The 17,633-nt window shown below is 50.7% G+C and carries 14 protein-coding genes and 1 pseudogene; 11 read left to right on the forward strand and 4 right to left on the reverse strand.

Going from position 1 to position 17,633, the window contains the following annotated elements:
- Both IAE30_RS00005 and IAE30_RS00010 read left to right on the forward strand, forming a co-directional pair.
- Positions 1 to 619, forward strand: a pseudogene (locus IAE30_RS00005) (acetyl-CoA carboxylase biotin carboxylase subunit); the annotation flags it as partial.
- Positions 620 to 690: 71 nt separating this feature from the next.
- Positions 691 to 1,962: a Glu/Leu/Phe/Val dehydrogenase gene (locus IAE30_RS00010; RefSeq protein WP_200677645.1), complete on the forward strand. Its 1,272-nt coding sequence runs from the start codon at positions 691 to 693 to the stop codon at positions 1,960 to 1,962.
- Between the two features lie 116 nt (positions 1,963 to 2,078).
- Here IAE30_RS00010 and IAE30_RS00015 read toward each other — a convergent pair whose 3' ends face one another.
- Positions 2,079 to 2,543, reverse strand: coding sequence for an SRPBCC family protein (locus IAE30_RS00015; RefSeq protein WP_200678311.1), 465 nt, complete (start codon positions 2,541 to 2,543; stop codon positions 2,079 to 2,081).
- A gap of 59 nt (positions 2,544 to 2,602) precedes the next feature.
- Positions 2,603 to 3,268 (reverse strand): TetR/AcrR family transcriptional regulator, encoded by a 666-nt coding sequence (locus IAE30_RS00020; RefSeq protein WP_200677646.1) that lies wholly within the window; start codon positions 3,266 to 3,268, stop codon positions 2,603 to 2,605.
- 79 nt (positions 3,269 to 3,347) lie between these two features.
- Between IAE30_RS00020 and IAE30_RS00025 the strand changes: the two genes are divergently transcribed.
- Together IAE30_RS00025 and IAE30_RS00030 are read left to right on the forward strand one after the other, a co-directional pair.
- Positions 3,348 to 4,865 (forward strand): MDR family MFS transporter, encoded by a 1,518-nt coding sequence (locus IAE30_RS00025; protein WP_200677648.1) that lies wholly within the window; start codon positions 3,348 to 3,350, stop codon positions 4,863 to 4,865.
- 263 nt (positions 4,866 to 5,128) lie between these two features.
- Complete coding sequence (locus tag IAE30_RS00030; RefSeq protein WP_200677649.1) at positions 5,129 to 5,680, forward strand: C40 family peptidase; 552 nt, start codon at positions 5,129 to 5,131, stop codon at positions 5,678 to 5,680.
- 40 nt (positions 5,681 to 5,720) lie between these two features.
- Here the strand turns inward: IAE30_RS00030 and fhuE are convergent, their stop codons facing one another.
- Complete coding sequence (fhuE, locus tag IAE30_RS00035) at positions 5,721 to 7,898, reverse strand: ferric-rhodotorulic acid/ferric-coprogen receptor FhuE (RefSeq protein ID WP_200677650.1); 2,178 nt, start codon at positions 7,896 to 7,898, stop codon at positions 5,721 to 5,723.
- A gap of 450 nt (positions 7,899 to 8,348) precedes the next feature.
- Between fhuE and IAE30_RS00040 the strand changes: the two genes are divergently transcribed.
- Positions 8,349 to 9,440, forward strand: coding sequence for a YncE family protein (locus IAE30_RS00040; protein ID WP_045816581.1), 1,092 nt, complete (start codon positions 8,349 to 8,351; stop codon positions 9,438 to 9,440).
- Between the two features lie 60 nt (positions 9,441 to 9,500).
- Here the strand turns inward: IAE30_RS00040 and IAE30_RS00045 are convergent, their stop codons facing one another.
- A complete protein-coding gene (locus IAE30_RS00045; RefSeq protein WP_200538375.1) occupies positions 9,501 to 10,370 on the reverse strand; it encodes an AraC family transcriptional regulator in 870 nt (289 codons plus the stop codon).
- Between the two features lie 753 nt (positions 10,371 to 11,123).
- Here IAE30_RS00045 and IAE30_RS00050 point away from each other — a divergent pair.
- From IAE30_RS00050 to IAE30_RS00075, 6 genes are all read left to right on the forward strand, one after another.
- Positions 11,124 to 12,533: a sugar porter family MFS transporter gene (locus IAE30_RS00050; RefSeq protein ID WP_200677651.1), complete on the forward strand. Its 1,410-nt coding sequence runs from the start codon at positions 11,124 to 11,126 to the stop codon at positions 12,531 to 12,533.
- A gap of 15 nt (positions 12,534 to 12,548) precedes the next feature.
- On the forward strand, positions 12,549 to 13,559 hold the full coding sequence (locus tag IAE30_RS00055; protein ID WP_200677652.1) for a Gfo/Idh/MocA family protein: 1,011 nt from the start codon (positions 12,549 to 12,551) through the stop codon (positions 13,557 to 13,559).
- 34 nt (positions 13,560 to 13,593) lie between these two features.
- Positions 13,594 to 14,022, forward strand: a complete 429-nt coding sequence (locus tag IAE30_RS00060) for a PTS sugar transporter subunit IIA (RefSeq protein WP_200538378.1) — start codon at positions 13,594 to 13,596, stop codon at positions 14,020 to 14,022.
- A 27-nt stretch (positions 14,023 to 14,049) separates the two neighbouring features.
- Positions 14,050 to 14,991, forward strand: a complete 942-nt coding sequence (locus IAE30_RS00065) for a sugar phosphate isomerase/epimerase (RefSeq protein WP_200677654.1) — start codon at positions 14,050 to 14,052, stop codon at positions 14,989 to 14,991.
- A gap of 362 nt (positions 14,992 to 15,353) precedes the next feature.
- Positions 15,354 to 15,893, forward strand: coding sequence for a sorbitol dehydrogenase family protein (locus tag IAE30_RS00070; protein WP_200677655.1), 540 nt, complete (start codon positions 15,354 to 15,356; stop codon positions 15,891 to 15,893).
- Positions 15,894 to 15,913: 20 nt separating this feature from the next.
- On the forward strand, positions 15,914 to 17,542 hold the full coding sequence (locus IAE30_RS00075) for a GMC family oxidoreductase (protein ID WP_200677656.1): 1,629 nt from the start codon (positions 15,914 to 15,916) through the stop codon (positions 17,540 to 17,542).
- Positions 17,543 to 17,633 lie beyond the last annotated feature (91 nt).

Below are 17,633 nucleotides of genomic sequence, written 5' to 3' on the forward strand. Positions count from 1 at the left end.
ACCAGCGCCGGGCATTACGCCGGAGCTGCGTCGCTTTATCGGCGAGCGCTGCGCGAAAGCCTGTATCGATAACGGCTACCTCGGTGCGGGTACCTTCGACTTCCAGTACGAAAACGGTGAGTTCTACTTCATCGAGATGAACACCCGTATTCAGGTGGAGCATCCGGTGACCGAGATGATCACCGGCGTGGATCTGATCAAAGAGCAGCTGCGTATTGCTGCCGGTCAGCCGCTGTCAATCAAACAGGAAGACGTGGTGGTACGCGGCCATGCGGTGGAATGCCGTATCAACGCCGAAGACCCGAACACCTTCCTGCCAAGCCCGGGCAAGATCACCCGTTTCCACGCGCCAGGCGGTTTTGGCGTGCGCTGGGAATCGCACATCTATGCCGGCTACAGCGTGCCGCCGTACTACGATTCCATGATCGGCAAACTGATCACCTACGGTGACACCCGTGAAGTGGCCATCGCGCGCATGAAAAATGCGCTGGCGGAACTGATCATCGACGGCATCAAGACCAACGTCGAGCTGCAGATGAAAATCATGTCCGACGAACATTTCCAGCAGGGTGGCACCAACATCCACTATCTGGAGAAAAAACTCGGCCTGCACGACTAAACCAATCCTCTCGCCGCCATTCTGCCGTTGGCGGCATCTTCTATCCTGACAGTAAAAATCTGGAGGTCAGTTTGTCTGAACTTTCCTATGTGACAGGCGACTGTCACTCAGCCTGGTCAACGTATTTGACGCAGGTTAAACGCGTGTTGCCACTGCTTGGCGATCTCAGCCGCTGGGCTGATACGTTAACGCATCCGAAGCGGGCATTAATCGTTGATATCCCGCTGGAAATGGATGACGGCTCAGTGCGTCATTTTGAGGGTTATCGCGTGCAGCACAATTTGTCGCGTGGGCCGGGTAAGGGTGGTGTGCGTTTCCATCCTGATGTGACGTTGCAGGAAGTGATGGCGCTCTCTGCATGGATGACGGTGAAGTGCGCCGCACTGAATTTGCCGTTTGGCGGAGCAAAAGGCGGCGTGCGTGTCGACCCGGCAACTTTATCCCATAAAGAGCTGGAGCGTTTAACCCGGCGCTATACCAGCGAGATCGGCAATATGATTGGTCCCCAACAGGATATTCCCGCCCCTGATGTCGGCACCAACGCGCAGGTCATGGCGTGGATGATGGATACCTGGTCGATGAACGTTGGCGCCACCACCACCGGCGTAGTGACCGGCAAACCGGTGCATCTGGGCGGGTCACTGGGACGCGTCAAAGCCACCGGGCGCGGGGTTTTCGTCACCGGTTGCCGCGCTGCGACTAAGCTGGGCATTGATGTATCGGGTAGCCGCGTGGCGGTGCAGGGTTTTGGTAACGTTGGCAGCGTCAGCGCCGAACTGTTCCATGCGATTGGGGCAAAAGTGGTGGCGGTGCAGGATCACAAAGCCACCTTGTATTTGTCCAGCGGAGTGGATATCCCGGCGTTACAGACGTGGCAGCAGGCTCACGGCAGCATCGCGGGCTTCCCGGGGGCTGATACGATAGCGGATGAACATTTTTGGACGCAGCCTTACGACATTCTGGTGCCTGCTGCGCTGGAAGGGCAGATCACTGCTGAACGTGCCCACCAACTGCAGTGCCGCCTGATTATTGAGGGTGCAAATGGTCCGACGCTACCGGAAGCCGATGATATCTTGCAGCAACGCGGCATTGCTGTGGTGCCAGATGTGATTGCGAATGCGGGCGGCGTGACGGTGAGTTACTTCGAATGGGTACAGGATTTCTCCAGTTTCTTCTGGAGCGAAGAGGAGATCAATCAACGGCTGGACAGCATTATGCAGCACGCGATTGAAACGGTGTGGCATAAAGCGGATGCGCTGAACGTAACATTGAGAACAGCGGCTTACGCTGTGGCCTGTGAACGGATCTTGCTGGCAAGGAAGGATCGCGGGTTGTATCCGTAACGATAGTTTGTTAATTACTACCAAAAGCGAAATGGCGGCTTCAAAGCCGCCATTTTTTAATCGTGAAGGGTATTAGAACTGATAAACCAGGCCTGGTGCTACCTCGTAAGTCATAGTTAAAGCGTCAGTGCATAAGCTTCAAGTTGGTCGGCAACCTTGCCCCAGCCGCTATGAAATCCCATTTTTTCATGTTCGGCGCGCGCCTCAGGGTTGCGGTGTCTGGCAATAGCAACGTAACGCGTCGCGTGCGGATTGAGCGGTTCCAGTAGCAATATTGCGGTCATGAAAGGATGCTCAGCAGGTTTCCATCCTTCTGTATAGGTATCGGTAAAGACCAGTTTACGACCCGGTATCAGCTCCAGAAACACCCCTTCGTTGCGCATTTCACTGCCATCCACTTCAAATACCGTATTAAATCGACCGCCAGGGTGCAAATCGATATCGCAACTGATGACCTTATGAGGCTTCGGCACGAAAAAGTGCTTGAGATGTTCTGGTGTGGTCCAGCAGCGCCAAATCACATCGGCGGGCACTTGCAAGGTACGCTCAAGTTGTAAATCGGTATCGGCATCAAGAATCATCATTTTTTCCTGCTCGCTGAACATCCTTTCAACAGTGTAGATGCGAAGAAAAAATCAGGTTAGCTGAGCGGACGGATACCCTGACAGAACAAGCTCAGTGTATGCTGCACAATGCGCTCTGTATCAAACTCCGGCTCATTGGCGAAGCGCGTGAACGGCACGAGGATCAGGCTCAGGATGGAGGTCATCAACAAATCGGGATTTAACGCCTCATTTAATAACCCCTGCTGTTGCCAGCGCACAATCAAAGCCCTGACTTTGTCGCGTCCCGCATGACCATATCGTTCTTTAATGTGCTGACCTAAGCCGTGAGAACCGCTGGTGACTTCTTGCATCCACAGTGGGGCAAACCAATCGTTGTTCAGTACGATGTCAGCGATTTCACGAATAAATCCACTAAATGTAGTGACAGGGTCACTTTCTTCATTGTTGAAGTGAGCTTCAAGACGCTGACGTAGCGGTAAAAAGCGCTCCTCAACCACCACATCTAACAACGATTCGCGCGACTGAAAATAGTAGTTGAGCATCGCCGGACTCACGCCAGCTTTACGTGCAATCGCATTCAGCGAGGTTTCAGCGATGCCGCTTTCGGCATAAATCGCCAGTGTAATGTCCAACAGGTGCTCGCGCTGTTGTGCCGTGATGGCACCGCCCCGAGGACGTCCAGGACGGCGGGGTTTGGCAGCGGTTGTCTTATCATCAGCTGGGACTTTTTGTGCGGTCATCTTTACGCGCTCACTTGTTTCATGTCAGACTTCGATCAATATTAATTGTGTATTTAATTAATTTCAATTGGTGTCTGATATGAAACCTAAAACACTTGTGCCGCACTCAGGCAGTGGAGAAGAGCGTCTTCCTTCTGTCCGCTTGCTAATGGGCGCATTGATGCTGGTCATGCTGCTTTCCGCCCTTGACCAGACCATCGTCTCGACGGCACTGCCAACCATTGTGGGTGAATTGGGCGGGCTAGATCGGCTGTCGTGGATCGTCACGGCCTACATGTTGGCCTCGACGATTGTTGTCCCGCTTTACGGCAAGTTCGGCGATCTGTTTGGCCGTAAAACAGTGCTACAAATCTCGGTCATCTTGTTTCTCATCGGCTCGGCACTGTGTGGCCTGGCGCAAAATATGGAGCAACTGATCTTTACCCGCGCGCTGCAAGGTCTCGGCGGTGGCGGACTGATGGTGGTCAGTATGGCGGCCGTCGCGGATATCATTCCGCCAGCAGAACGCGGTAAATACCAGGGACTCTTTGGCGGGGTATTCGGTCTGGCGACCGTGGTGGGGCCATTACTGGGGGGCTTTATCGTCCAGCACGCCTCGTGGCGCTGGATTTTCTATATCAATTTACCGTTAGGGTTATTTGCGCTGCTGATTATTAATGCGGTGTTTAAAGCTGATAACAAACGTAAACCGCATGAGATTGATTATCCCGGTGCTGTTTGCCTGAGTCTTGCGCTAGTGGGTATCACCCTGTTTACTAGTGAAGGCGGTACGCTGCGGGCATGGAGCGATCCGCAGTTGTGGTGCATCCTGGCATTTGGTCTGGTCGGGGTGATTGGCTTTATCTACGAAGAACGTCGTGCATGGGAACCGATTATTCCGCTTGGGCTGTTCCGTAATCGGAGTTTTTCGCTCTCCAGTTTAATGGCTTTTATTGTTGGGATGTCGCTGTTTGGCAGCGTTACTTTCCTGCCGCTCTATTTGCAGGTGGTGAAGGGCTCAACCCCGACCGAAGCCGGACTGCAGTTGTTACCGCTGATGGGCGGACTGCTGGTGACATCGATTATCAGCGGACGCATTATCAGTCGTACGGGTCGGTATCGTCTTTTCCCGATTGGCGGAACCTTGCTGGCGACGGTTGGGATGGCACTCATGACGACGCTGACGCTGCAATCCTCGCTGTGGCAAATTTATCTCTACGCCTGCGTGCTCGGAATGGGCATGGGCATGGTAATGCAGGTGTTAGTCCTGGCCGTTCAGAACAGTGTAACGCCGGACCGTATTGGCGTCGCCACATCCTCTGTCACGTTGTTCCGTTCGGTTGGCGGTTCAATCGGGGTGGCGCTGTTTGGCGCGATGTTTAGCCACGTCTTGAAATCGGGTTTGACTGAATTGGTAGAAAAGGGCGATTTATTGCCCGCCACGCTGGACCCGAACGCAGTGCACCATTTGCCGTATGATGTGCAACAAGCGTATTTGCAGGTATTTAGCGCAGCGGTACATGCGGCATTCCAGATGGCGGCGGTGGTGATGGCGCTGGCCTTTATTCTGTCATTATTCCTGCCAGAGTCGCCGTTACGCAGTAAAGCCAAACAATAAAATGATGCCCGCTTGCCACCATCGGCAGACAGATGCTGATGGTGGGATGAAATAGCAGCAGAGTTGGGCGAATTAATAACCTCCGAAGCGAAAATTGGCGAAGGAATATATAATTTTTATCCCAAATACATGATGTTACCTTTGCGTAAACTTAAGTAAAAAAGAAGAGGATTAAAAGAATTCAGTGGCGAGCTATTTATTTTTGCAACTTTTTTGCGGTATAAATCTCTAACCACTGTCTCCCTCAGCGAAAACGTCATCCCATGATCAACTCTGCGGCCAGAAAATTTATCGCCTGTCTGTGTGTTATTACCCTGGCAGGTTGCTCTTCCAAAACTTCTCATGCACCTGCGGAAGAGAGTGTCGATGCTTCAACCGATGGTGGTAAGCAACCCGATTTGATTCCCGTGATTGCGGCATTACACGACCAGATGCACTCATGGGAAGGCACCAAATATCAGTGGGGCGGCACGCAATTAAACGGTGTGGATTGCTCCGGTTTTGTCTGGCGAACGTTAAAAGATCGTTTCAATATTCCAATGGATCGTGTCACAACGCGCGAATTAATTGCCATGGGTCAGCCGGTTGATAAGGCGCACCTGCAACCCGGTGATTTAGTGTTCTTTCGTATCAAACACGAATTACACGTTGGCTTTTATGACACCGACCATCAATTCCTCCACGCTTCGGTTAGCCAGGGCGTGATGCGCTCTTCACTGAATAATCCGTATTGGAAATCGGTATATCTGGAGGCGCGACGTCTGCCACGTGAACAGAATTCGCAGATCAGCTTTAATTATAAAAATAAAGCGTGATGCAAAAAGAATCCCCGGCCTGGCGCCGGGGATTTTTTTATCAGAATTGATATGACACGCTAACCGAGAAGTTGCGCGGCTCACCGTAAACATAGTTGTTCATGTAGGTGTAGTACTCACGGTCGAATAAGTTATCGACGTTAGCTTGCACCGCAACCTGTTTGGTGACCTGATAACGGGCAAACAGGTTTGCCAGTGGATAGCTTCCCTGATACACGCGCTGGGTGCTGCCATCTGGCGCGCTCACATCTTCAAATACGCGGTTCTGCCAGTTAATACCTCCGCCGATAGTCAGATCGGGCAGCATTGGAACCTGATAACGGGTGAACAGCTTAAACTGGGTTTGCGGTTGGTCTGAGCTATAGCGGCCTTCCGAATCGCGCGCCACATAGCGTGTTGCACCGAAGGTTAATTGCAGGTTGTCGGTGACTGCACCGTTCAGTTCAAACTCTGCCCCCTTACTGCGCGCGCCTTTGGTGGCGGTGTAAGCTTGTTCACTGCTGTTATTAACGTAAACGCCGTTCTCTTCTGTCCCAACGTTTTCCTGCTGAATACGGAACACGGCGAAAGTGGCGGTCAAACGCCCGTCATACCAGGCCGATTTCAAACCGGTTTCGTAGCTTTTCCCGGTCACCGGGGAGAGATAGTGGCCTGTGCTATCGCGGTAAGTTTGTGGCTGGAAAATCGAGGTATAACTCGCATACGCTGACCAGGTATCGTTAATGTCATACACCAGGCCTGCATATGGCGTGGTGTTGTTTTTGGTCACGTTGCCGCTACTGCCGTTCGTGCTCCACTCGGTATAACGCGCACCAATGATCAACGACAGGGGATCGGCGAGTGAGAAGCGTGCGGCCGTATAGGCAGATTTTTGGCGGATGACGTCGTTAGCGTTCAGATACCAACCTTGCCACTCCGGCTCGGCAATGTTGCCGGTCCAGTTGTTATTGAAAGGACCCATAGCCGCTGAGGTAATGTCATACTCATCGAGGTCGGTAACGCCATCCTGACTATAGGTCTGGTTGTGTTGGCGGCTGTAGCTCAGACCTGCCATCAATTGGTGCTGGCGGCCTAACAGCTCAAAGGGTCCACTGGCGAAGGCATCAACCGATGTTTGTTCACGTTTACCGCGATCGAGACTTCCCCAGCCGGTCACACCTTCTCCAGTGGTCTCATCAGGGAATGCACTGTACAAACTCATCAGCTTGTCACTGAAGGTATTCTTCGCATGGGTACCATTCACATGGACACTCCAGCCATTATCGAAGTTATGCACAAGGTCGGCGTATATCTTTTGCACTTCGGTGTGATAATAGGTCCAGTCTGCGGCAGAATTCAGGCTGCGGTTGTAATGCGTGAGTGAACCGTTGCTGTAGAAAATCGGTAAACCACCCCAGGTTGGGTCGCGGGTATCTGCTTTTTCATAGTCATAGCCGAGAGAAAGGGTCGTGTTGTCGGTTAAATCCGCATCGACTACGCCGTAGAGGAATTTCTTGTTTTTATGGTAGCGGTCTAGCCAGCTGTCTTGATCCTGATAACCCGTTACGACGCGTCCGCGCAAGGAACCATCACTGTTGAGTGGTCCTGCGATGTCTGCAACATAACGCTGCTTATCCCAACTGCCATAGCTCGCGCTGACTGAGCCCGTGAAATCTTTGCTGTCGGCATGTTTTCGCACCATGTTCACTGAAGCAGAAGGGCTGCCAGCGCCGGTCATTAAGCCGGTTGCACCGCGAACCACTTCAATACGGTCATAGATAGCGGTATCAGATGCAGCATCACCGTAGTTCCAACTGTCGCCCACTGAAGTGGGTATTCCATCATAAGTGAAATTGGTGATTTTAAACCCGCGTGAATAGTATTCAGAACGTTCAGAGTCCACCAAATTACTGGTGATACCGGTGGTGTTATTCAGCACATCAGTGACAGTTTGCAACTGCTGATCCTGCATACGCTGCTGCGTCACCACACTGACCGATTGCGGCACATCACGCGGCGTGAGTAGTAGCTTGGTGCCCGCTCGCGTGGTCTTGACCGCATAGTCCTGCTTCTCAGTGTCATCACTACTGTCACTGGTGGTCGCATTGACCACCAGATCCTGCTGAGTGGTATCGGCAGCCAGCGCCAATGAGGGGTTGAGAAGGGCGTGTACTGCCATAGCCAACAATGAAACGCTGAACGTTTTGCGGATACCTGATTCCCTGCCGATCGAAGACATAATCGTTTCCGTGGTAAATGATGGTGATAAGAAGCCATTACGCTTCGGTTGTTATGCTGGTGGTTGCGTCGTGCTACCCAAAAGGGCAGAACAAACGAATGCACTATCTAATTACGAACGCCAATGATAATCATTTGCTTTATAGAATCTCGCAAGGATTCAATCTGAAGTGTAATAATATGTAAATTCGAGGAAATTCAGTTCACCAGGCGGATTTATAACCCGTTAGTTGCGGACGTTTTCACATTTATCAGGCGAGATTTTACGCGTTTTAGCCCTACGCATCGCCAGATTTGGCTGAACGGTCATTTCATTACGTGGATGGATTAAGCACATAAATCTACGCGAATATTTGATTACTTTTCGTTAATGCGTATGATTCTCATTCTTCTTATATTTTCCGCCCGCTACGATGTGGTCGGAGCCGTTCATCCATTGATGGAGTTCAGCATGAAATCGTTGTTTAGCCCGCGTAAAGCCACTGTTGCTATGGCGATCGCCGCAGCATTTAGCCTGACGGCTTGCCAGGCACCTGCCAAAAAAGCCGAGGCGCCAGCCGCTGAAACTGTAAAACCGGTTGATACCGCAGTGTTGAAACGCGACCTGGGCGATGGTCTGTACGAAATGGCCTACTCTCCAGCATCGAAAGCACTGTTTGTTGCCAGCGCACAGGCATTCAAAGATGTAAACGGCGGTATGATCTATCGTCTCGATCCTGCGACGCTTGAGACCAAGGGTGAGACTCACACCGATCTGAAAAACTTTGGTACAGCCATCGATGAGCAGGGCAGCGTGTTCTACACCACTAACTCACTGGATGGCGCCATCTCCAAAGTGGACGCGCAAAGCGGTAAAGTGCTGCAGCGTTTAGTGTTCCCGGGCAAAATCAGCAAAGAAGGCTACCCAGCGGGCGCGCGTGAAGTGCTGTGGCATGGCAATGAGTTGTATGTCGGTCGAGTGGCCGATCCAGGTTATATCTCCGTGGTCGATACTAAGACCTTCAAGCTGAAAACCGAGATTAAAAATGCGGGCAAATGGGTAACGGGCATTATTTACTCTCCGGTTACTGAACGTATTTATGCGGCCAACGGCTCTGGCGAGATCCTGGTGATTAATCCGCGCACCCACAAAATCGAGAAGCGCTGGACAGCCGGTGATGGTAAAGAGTATCTGTTCCTGAACATGGCAGAAGATCCCTCCACTGGCCGCCTGTTTGTGACTGACGATTCTAAAGGCAAAGCCACGTTGGTCTTTGACGAGCGCACCGGAAAAGTGATCAAGCGTATCGAAGGTGATTCTCTGGGCATTAAATTCGATGCGAAGCGCAATGAGATCTTCATCAGCCAGCGCGAATCGAAGAAAGTACTGCAGTTGGATGCCACCACTTACGCAGTGAAGAACAGTTGGTCATTCGAACAGAATCCCAACAGCCTGCTGATTGGACCGGATAACAATACCCTGTATGTAACCTTGAAGGCTGAGTTCAATAAAGACTCTTCAACTAAAGGTACCGATGGTATTGCGCGTATTGCACTGAAATAAGATTGCGCTATGAAAAGATGCCCTCGAAAGAGGGCATTTTGCTTTTGGAAGAACGAAAAATTAACGGTTAATTTGCCCGGTCAGCCAGAATTTTTTATAGCGTGCAGGTGGAATGCCGACAAGATTATGAAAGATGCGATGGAAGTTATTGACGTTATCGTAACCCACGGCGTTAGCCACCTCAGTGACACCCAGATTGGTGCTCAATAGCAAATTTTGCGCCTCGCCAATTCGGCGGCGCGTCTGATATTGTTTGGGTGAATAACCTGAATAATCTTTAAATACGTGCGCCAGGTAAAATTGATTCATATTCAAGGCTGCGGTGATCGAACTCAGTGCGATATCTTCTTTATAGTGATTATCAATGTAATCTTTGATGCGTTGTCCCAGTAAGGTGTTATTACTCTCCTGCTCTTGTTTGTTTTCAATCCAGATATTGCGGCACAGCAATAACAACACACTCAGTAAGTTATCGCCGATTTCGGCACTGTAGAGACGTTTACTGTTAACGTGCGCCCACATCTGATCAAACAACTGGCAAATTTCATCATAAAACTCACTGCTGGGCATCACGGCAGGTTGGGCGCGCGTGGTGAGAACATTGAGAGGCAAGCCATCAATCTTAAGTTGTTCGACGCCACAGCTGAAGATCAATAAATCGTCTGACGCATCAGGGCTTTCGTCATGGAGAACGTTCGCGTTAAACAACATGATATCGCCTTGCTTGACGCTATAGCCACGGCCATCAATGTTATAGCTGCCACTGCCTGAGCGTATGAACATCACTTCAAAGCGGTCATCATGCTTGTGCATGACGCGAGGAATGGCCTCTTCCTTACCTTCTGCTTTGCACATAAACGCCAGGCGCGGACGCAAACTGTTGTCGAAACCGCGGGCGGAGGGATGTTCATTTATGCAAAAGGTAATCATGGTAGCTCCTGTTGGTATAGCGCTATTCTTGCATTAGTTTTCAGCCTCGTAATCATCAATTTTGCTTTTTACTGATATTTAATCCATTGAAAGGTAAGGAGTTGATGATTTTAGGAGAGTGCCAAGTGTTGATTTTTGTTTTTTAAACCTTGGCTAAAATTTAAGTTTGATCGCCGTCACACTTTTATTTTGATCAAAATATACCCACGCATTAAATACCAGGAAAGTATGATGTTGTGTTGAGGGGCATGAACTTGCAATCAATAGGGATAAGTTGGCGACTAAAATTAAAATATCATCAAAATTGCGGTGCTCGAACAGGTGGAAATACATAATTGCCGAAACCACAGTCGATAAGTGCCATTGAATGCGTGCCATAGTCGCTAAAAAATATTTTAACAAATATGTGAAAGAATGGCTTTTTAATCTGTCTTCATTCTTGCTATGTCAACGCACAATGTTTGCAGTGTGACTTTAATCACTGCTTTTTGTGCTTTTCGTGAGAAATATATGATCTTTCGCACGCTGTTAAATCGTGTAGGCGAGAGCAACTGGTGTTTGAAATTCACTTTGATATAACGTTGTCGTAACGAGAAGGGGACTGACAGCGCGTTCAGCGTTGCCAGAAAATAACAATAATGATGTTGTGCATTAAATAAATGTTCTGATTCAGGCTGCGTAAAATTCCTCAGCGACGACTGACCAAAAAATACGGCTTGCAACGGTTTTACCTTACAACCAGATGGAACAGCTATGTATAATAAAACGAACCTGCAAAATCCTCAGCGCATGCGGTTAATCACCATTGTTTCGACGATTGGTGGTTTATGCTTTGGTTACGATACCGGTGTTATTTCCGGTGCGCTGATCTTCATGAAGTATGACCTGAATCTGACACCTGCGCAGGAAGGTTTTATTACCTCATTCCTGCTATTCGGTGCGGCACTGGGATCGTTATTTGGCGGATATTTATCGGATAAACAGGGGCGGCGTAAAAACCTGCTATGGGTTGCAGCTATCTTTATGTTTGGCGCTTTAGGCACTGCATTTGCCTGGGATGTGCCCTCAATGATTGTGGCCCGCTTTATTCTGGGCTTAGCGGTGGGCTGTGCCTCCGTTACTGTACCTATTTATATTTCCGAATTAGCGCGGGCAGATCAGCGTGAACGATTGGTGACGGTGAACGAATTAATGATCGTGACCGGGCAATTCCTGGCGTATTCCGTTAACGCTGCGATTGTAAACCTGTATCCAGAAATGCAGCACAACTGGCGCATTATGCTGGCTATTCCAGCACTGCCGGGCGCGCTATTGTGGTTCGGGATGTTAATGATGCCTGAATCGCCACGCTTCTTTATTCGCCGTGGCGAAACGGATAAAGCCGTGAAGGTGCTGAAAACATTGCGCCTTCCGGAGGAAGTAGATCGCGAAGTGAAAGAGATTCAGCAGATCGTTAAGGCTGATCAGGTGAAGTTTAATCTGTTCGCCGAGCTAAAAAATCGCTGGGTGATTCAACTGGTTCTGATTGGTTTAATGATTGTGCTGGCCACTCGAGTGACTGGGGTCAACACCATCATGTATTACGCGCCAACCGTCCTGAAAGCGACAGGGCTCGGTGATGCGGCAGCGGTTACCGGCGCGGTGGCAAACGGCATTATCTCCGTATTGGCGACACTGCTGGGCATGGCGTTGATTGGCAAGCATTCGCGCCGAAAAATGTTCTTCACCGGTCAGGCTGGAGTCACCGTTAGCCTGGTATTGATTGGCCTGGCATTTAAATTCTTCTTCCACACTGAAACCGTCAACGGAGTGGATACGCTGCATGCCAATTTCGCCAACGCACCCTATGTCATTCTTGGCTTGATGTTGGTATTCCTGGTGTTTATGCAGGGTTGGATTGCGCCGGTATTCTGGCTGATGTTAGCGGAAATCTATCCATTAAGAATGCGTGGTGTCGGCATGGGCTTTGCGGTATTTGGCCTGTGGATCTTCGACTTTATGATCCAATCCATCTTCCCTTATTTGCTTAGCCATTACGGTGGCGGCATGACCTTCGGTTTCTTTGGTGCGACCAACGTCATCATGCTTATTCTGCTGGTGAAATATTTACCAGAAACGCGTGGCCAGACGTTAGAACAGATTGAAAAGAAATTTCGTTTTTAACCTGAGGATTAATAAATGACAGTCAAAATCGGCTTAATTGGTCTGGGCATGATCGGCCGGGACCATCTGAAACGCTTCCACCATGTTATTTCCGGCGCGCAAGTCACTGCTGTTTGCGATATTAACCACACTACAGCCGATGCCGTGGCCAACGAATTTGGTGCCACCGCGTTTTATGATGCAGAAGAGATGATCAATTCCGAATTGGTCGATGCAGTATTTATCTGCTCTATTGGTCCGGTACACAAAGCACAAATTTTGGCGGCCTTTAACGCGGGCAAGCCCGTATTCTGCGAAAAACCGCTGACACCCACGGCTGATGAATCGAAAGAAATTATTGATGCAGAGGTCAAAGCGGGTAAGCGCCTTTTGCAATTGGGCTTTATGCGTCGTTTTGACCCGGGTTATCAGGCGCTGAAGCAGTCAATTGAGGGGGGAGCGTTGGGCGACATCATGTTGATTCACTGCGCTCACCGCAATCCGTCTGTGCCAGAGAGCTACACGCTCGAGATGGCGGTGAACGACTCCGCCACTCACGAAATCGACATCATTCGCTATTTGTTGAACGAAAACATCACGTCTGTGCGTGTAGACAAGCCGCGTAAGAAAACCAGCCGCGCATTGCCGCACTTGCAGGATCCGCTGATTGTGATCTTCGAAACCGAATCCGGTGTTCGTATTGACGATGAACTGTTTGTGAACTGCCACTACGGTTACGACATCCGCTGCGAGGTGATCGGCGAAAATGCTATTGCCGCCTTGACGGAGCAACAGTTCATCAGCACCCGTTCACTGAACGGCAATGCACAGCACATTGCGCAATCTTGCATGGAACGTTTTGCAACGGCTTACGATCGCGAAGTTCAGCATTTTGTTGACAGCGTGCGTGATGGTCGCGAAATGAGCGGCCCTTCCTCCTGGGATGGCTACGTCGTCGCGCTGGTCTGTGATGCCGGTCTGGCATCGCTGAAAGATGGCGAAAAACATGGCGTGGTGATTCCAGAGCAGCCCGCGCTTTATCGCTAATAACCTAACTTCTCGCGAAAAGTGAGGAATGACGATGTTGAAACTGACGGAAGATGCGCTGCATTTGCAATGTCGGGCAGCGAATAAAACCCAAGCCATTGAGATTGCGGCAAAGGCGTTAGAGCAATCCGGTTATGTAAAATCGGGTTTTATCAATGGCATGTTAGCGCGTGAAAAAAGCGTTTCTACCTATATTGGAGCGGGTATTGCTTTCCCTCATTGTGCGAAAGAGAACCTCGACCAGGTGATTAAAACCGGATATCAGGTTTTCCAATTTCCAAATGGTGTGAGTTGGGGGGCTGGAAAAGTGGTGTTTGTCGTCGTTGCTGTAGCGGCAACCGAAAATGAACATATTCCACTGTTGGCTGATATTGCCAATTTGCTCGGCGATGAAGTGAAAACGACGTTATTAGCCAATGCAAAAACCAAACAAGAATTTATCGAACAATTTGAGAAAGCGTGATTTACGCACCAGATGAAGGATTAAACCATGAAGCTTGCATTATGTACTGACGTTCTGGCGGATTTACCTTTCGCGGCGATGCTGGATAAAGTTAAAAGCTACGGTATTGAGGGCGTAGAAATGACGGCGGGTGGATGGTCACCCTGCCCGCACGTGAAAACAGAGGAACTGCTGGCATCGCCAGAGAAACTGGAGAAGTTCAAGCAAGAGCTGGCTGAACGTGACATGCGGATTGTGGCGCTAAACTGCTCGGGGAACCCGTTGGCGCCGGGTGAATTGGGTGAGACACACACGAAAAGCAGCTATCGCGCGGTTGAGCTGGCAGGCAAGTTGGGCGTGAAAAAGATCGTGATGATGAGTGGCCTGCCAGGTGGGGGGCCAGAAGATCGCGTGCCAAACTGGATTACCTCTACCATCTCATGGCCAGATTATATGCCGGGTGTGATTGATTATCAGTGGAATGAGGTGGCGATTCCATGGTGGAAGAAATTTGTCCAGCACGCCAAACAGCATGGCGTAGAACAAATCGCGATTGAAGAGTTCCCATGCCAATTGGTGTACAACCCTTCGACATTGTTGCGCCTGCGTCACGAGGTGGATGACATGATCGGCATGAACCTCGATCCTTCGCACCTGATTGCGATGGGCGCGGACCCGATTGCTGCTGCACGTAAGCTGGAAGGGGCGGTGTTCCACGTCCATGGCAAGGACGCGCGCATTGAGCGGGGGTTGGCCGACGTTGACGGCTTGATGGAGTATCAACCGGTGACTAATACGAAAACCCGTACCTGGAACTACGTGGCTGTCGGTTGCGGTCAGGATCTGAAGTGGTGGAAAGAGTTCTTCTCTGTGTTGCGCATGACCGGTTACAACGGCGACGTGTCGCTGGAGATGGAAGATCTGACCATGAGCGTAGAAGCGGGTTTGCAGACTTCCATTGATGCGCTGAATGCAACGTTGAGTAAGTAAGATTCTGCTGTTTTGCATGCCGCTATCTCTTTGGGATGGCGGCTTTTTTAATGGTCATGATAAATCCTCACCGCTCCCATCTCGCATCCCCCATCTGTAATGCGACTTACATCACTCAAAGTGATTATGCATTAGCTTTAAATGCCCAACTTCACTCATTTTTGATTTTAAAACATCACTACGTATGGCTTTTGTTTAAGAACCATTTATTATATTAAAAATCCGTGTCGTTATAACGCATCTGATTAACATTGCGTTATGTGATTGTTAACTCGCGGTGCTGTTACGTCATTCAAATAATTAGATTTCTTACCTTCGCTTTGCGATGGGTTTTGAGCCGTGTCACTAACCAGGGATACACCATGAGTAAGTTGCAAGACCTGCCGCCTGGCGAGGTCCAGTTGTCACGTCGGAGAGTATTACTGTCCGGCGCTGTGATCGTGGCAGGCGGCCTGATCACCTCGGCGCTTCCGCGTTTAGCGTTTGCAGACTCGTCGAAAAATTTCATTCCTTTCATGCAGATATCTCGTCTTCTGGTCAATCACAAACTGGATGATGCGGTCGGGCAGCGTATGTTGGCGCTGTTGGAACCCGATCAGCCGGATCTAATGACAAATCTCAATCATCTGCTGGCGATTGCCAAAGCCAATAAGGCGCAGATCGTTGAAGACTTCTTCCCGGCGATTCCGGAAGGTGCTTTGCAGCAACTGGCGCACAAGATCATCTTTGGCTGGTACACCGGCTGCCTCGAACCGAAACGTTCGGCAAAAGCGTTCGCTTATGAACAGGCGCTGACCTGGCACACCACGATGGACACCATCACGATTCCGTCTTACGGCATCAGTGGGCCAAATAACTGGCAGCGCACCAACACACCGGTTCTCCCCGTACCGCAATTCTGACCAATAAAAGAAGATTAAATATGGCAGCTCCTTCTCAGTCACCCGTGGTGATCGTTGGCACCGGCGTGGTCGGTGTGGTGATCGCTGAGCAACTGCTTGATGCCGGCATTCCGGTATTGATGCTGGAAGCCGGCCCGCGCGTTTCGCGTGCCGAAATTGTTGAAAATTATCGCAATCTACCCCTGGCGGCCAAAGGTAATCCGATTGAGTGCTACCCGTCACGCGATTGGGCTCCGCATCCGGAACCGGCAGGGGCGGGCAAAGGGTATCTGCAATTAAGCGGCGAAGACTCTTATGCACAAAGCTATGTGCGCTATGCGGGTGGATCAACCTGGCACTGGGCGGGCACATGTTGGCGCTTAACGCCTGCGGATATGCAATTGCATTCTCGCTACGGCGTTGGCCGTGACTGGGCGTTTGATTATGAGACGCTGGAACCTTATTACGCCCGTGCTGAATATAAACTCGGCATTTGTGGACCGGACGATCCGGCACTGCAATGGCCTCCGCTGCGTTCGAAACCTTATCCGATGCCCGCGCTGCCGTTTGGACCGGGTGAAGCACGCTTTACCGAAGTGGTGCGCGAGAAGCTGGGGTTGCACAACATCCCTACCGCGCAGGCCCGTAACAGCGGCATGTCCTATGACGACCGCCCAGCATGCTGCGCCAATAACAACTGTGTGCCGGTTTGTCCGGTTGGTGCGAAGTATGATGGTGCGACTGCACTTTCCCGCCTCGAAGCCAAAGGTGCCACCATTCTTGATAACGCCGTGGTGTGGCGTATTGAAACCAATGCCGGCAATAAAATCGAAGCGGTGCATTACTACGATCAGCACAAGCAAACCCATCGTGTCAGCGGCAAGCTGTTCATCATTGCGTGTAACGGGCTGGAAACACCCAAGCTGCTATTAATGTCTGCTGATTCACGCAACCCGAACGGTATTGCCAATAGCTCCGATCAAGTCGGCCGCAATATGATGGATCATCCACAAATCACCATGACCGTGACGCTGGATGAACCTTATTGGGCGGGCGTAGGACCGGTGGTGAACAGCGGCATTATGGAAACCTCGCAAGGCGATTTCCGTTCTGAGCATGCTGGTGCTTACTTCCGCTTCAACAACTTTGCGCGCAACCGTTTCGTCACCTTTGGCGCACTGGAGAAAGGGCTGGTGGGTAAAGCACTGGATGAAGAGATCCGCCGCATGACTGCCTGTACCGCCGATATCGTGCTGGCGCATGAGATCCTGCCTGATGCCAATAACCGCCTGACGTTGAGTGATAAAAAGGATTGGCTCGGTCTGCCGAAACCGGCCATTCACTACGATGTGGGCGACTATGTTCGTCGTTCGTACCAGAACTACTCCAAACCAATCGCTGACAAGATTGCCGAAGCGATGGGCGCGATCGATAAGAAGTTCTCGAAACAATACAACCAGAGCAAGCACATCATGGGTGGCACCATCATGGGTAACGACCCGGCTAATTCGGTAGTGGATAACGAGTGTCGCGCTCACGATCACCGCAATCTGTTCCTGCCGGGCGGCGGGGCGATGGCCAGTACCGCCTGCGGTAACAGCACCTTGACGATGGTGGCGCTCGCCTTTAAAGCCGCTGATGCCATCGTCAAACAGGCACAGGAGGCGTAATCATGTTAAAGCTAAAACAGATCGCGCTGCTTCTCGCCCTGGCAAGTGGGCCGCTCATGCCGCTGATGAAGCCTTGGTCAAAAAAGGCGAA

The organism is Pantoea sp. S61, assembly GCF_016625145.1.
GTDB classification, from domain to species: Bacteria; Pseudomonadota; Gammaproteobacteria; order Enterobacterales; family Enterobacteriaceae; genus Pantoea; species Pantoea rwandensis_B.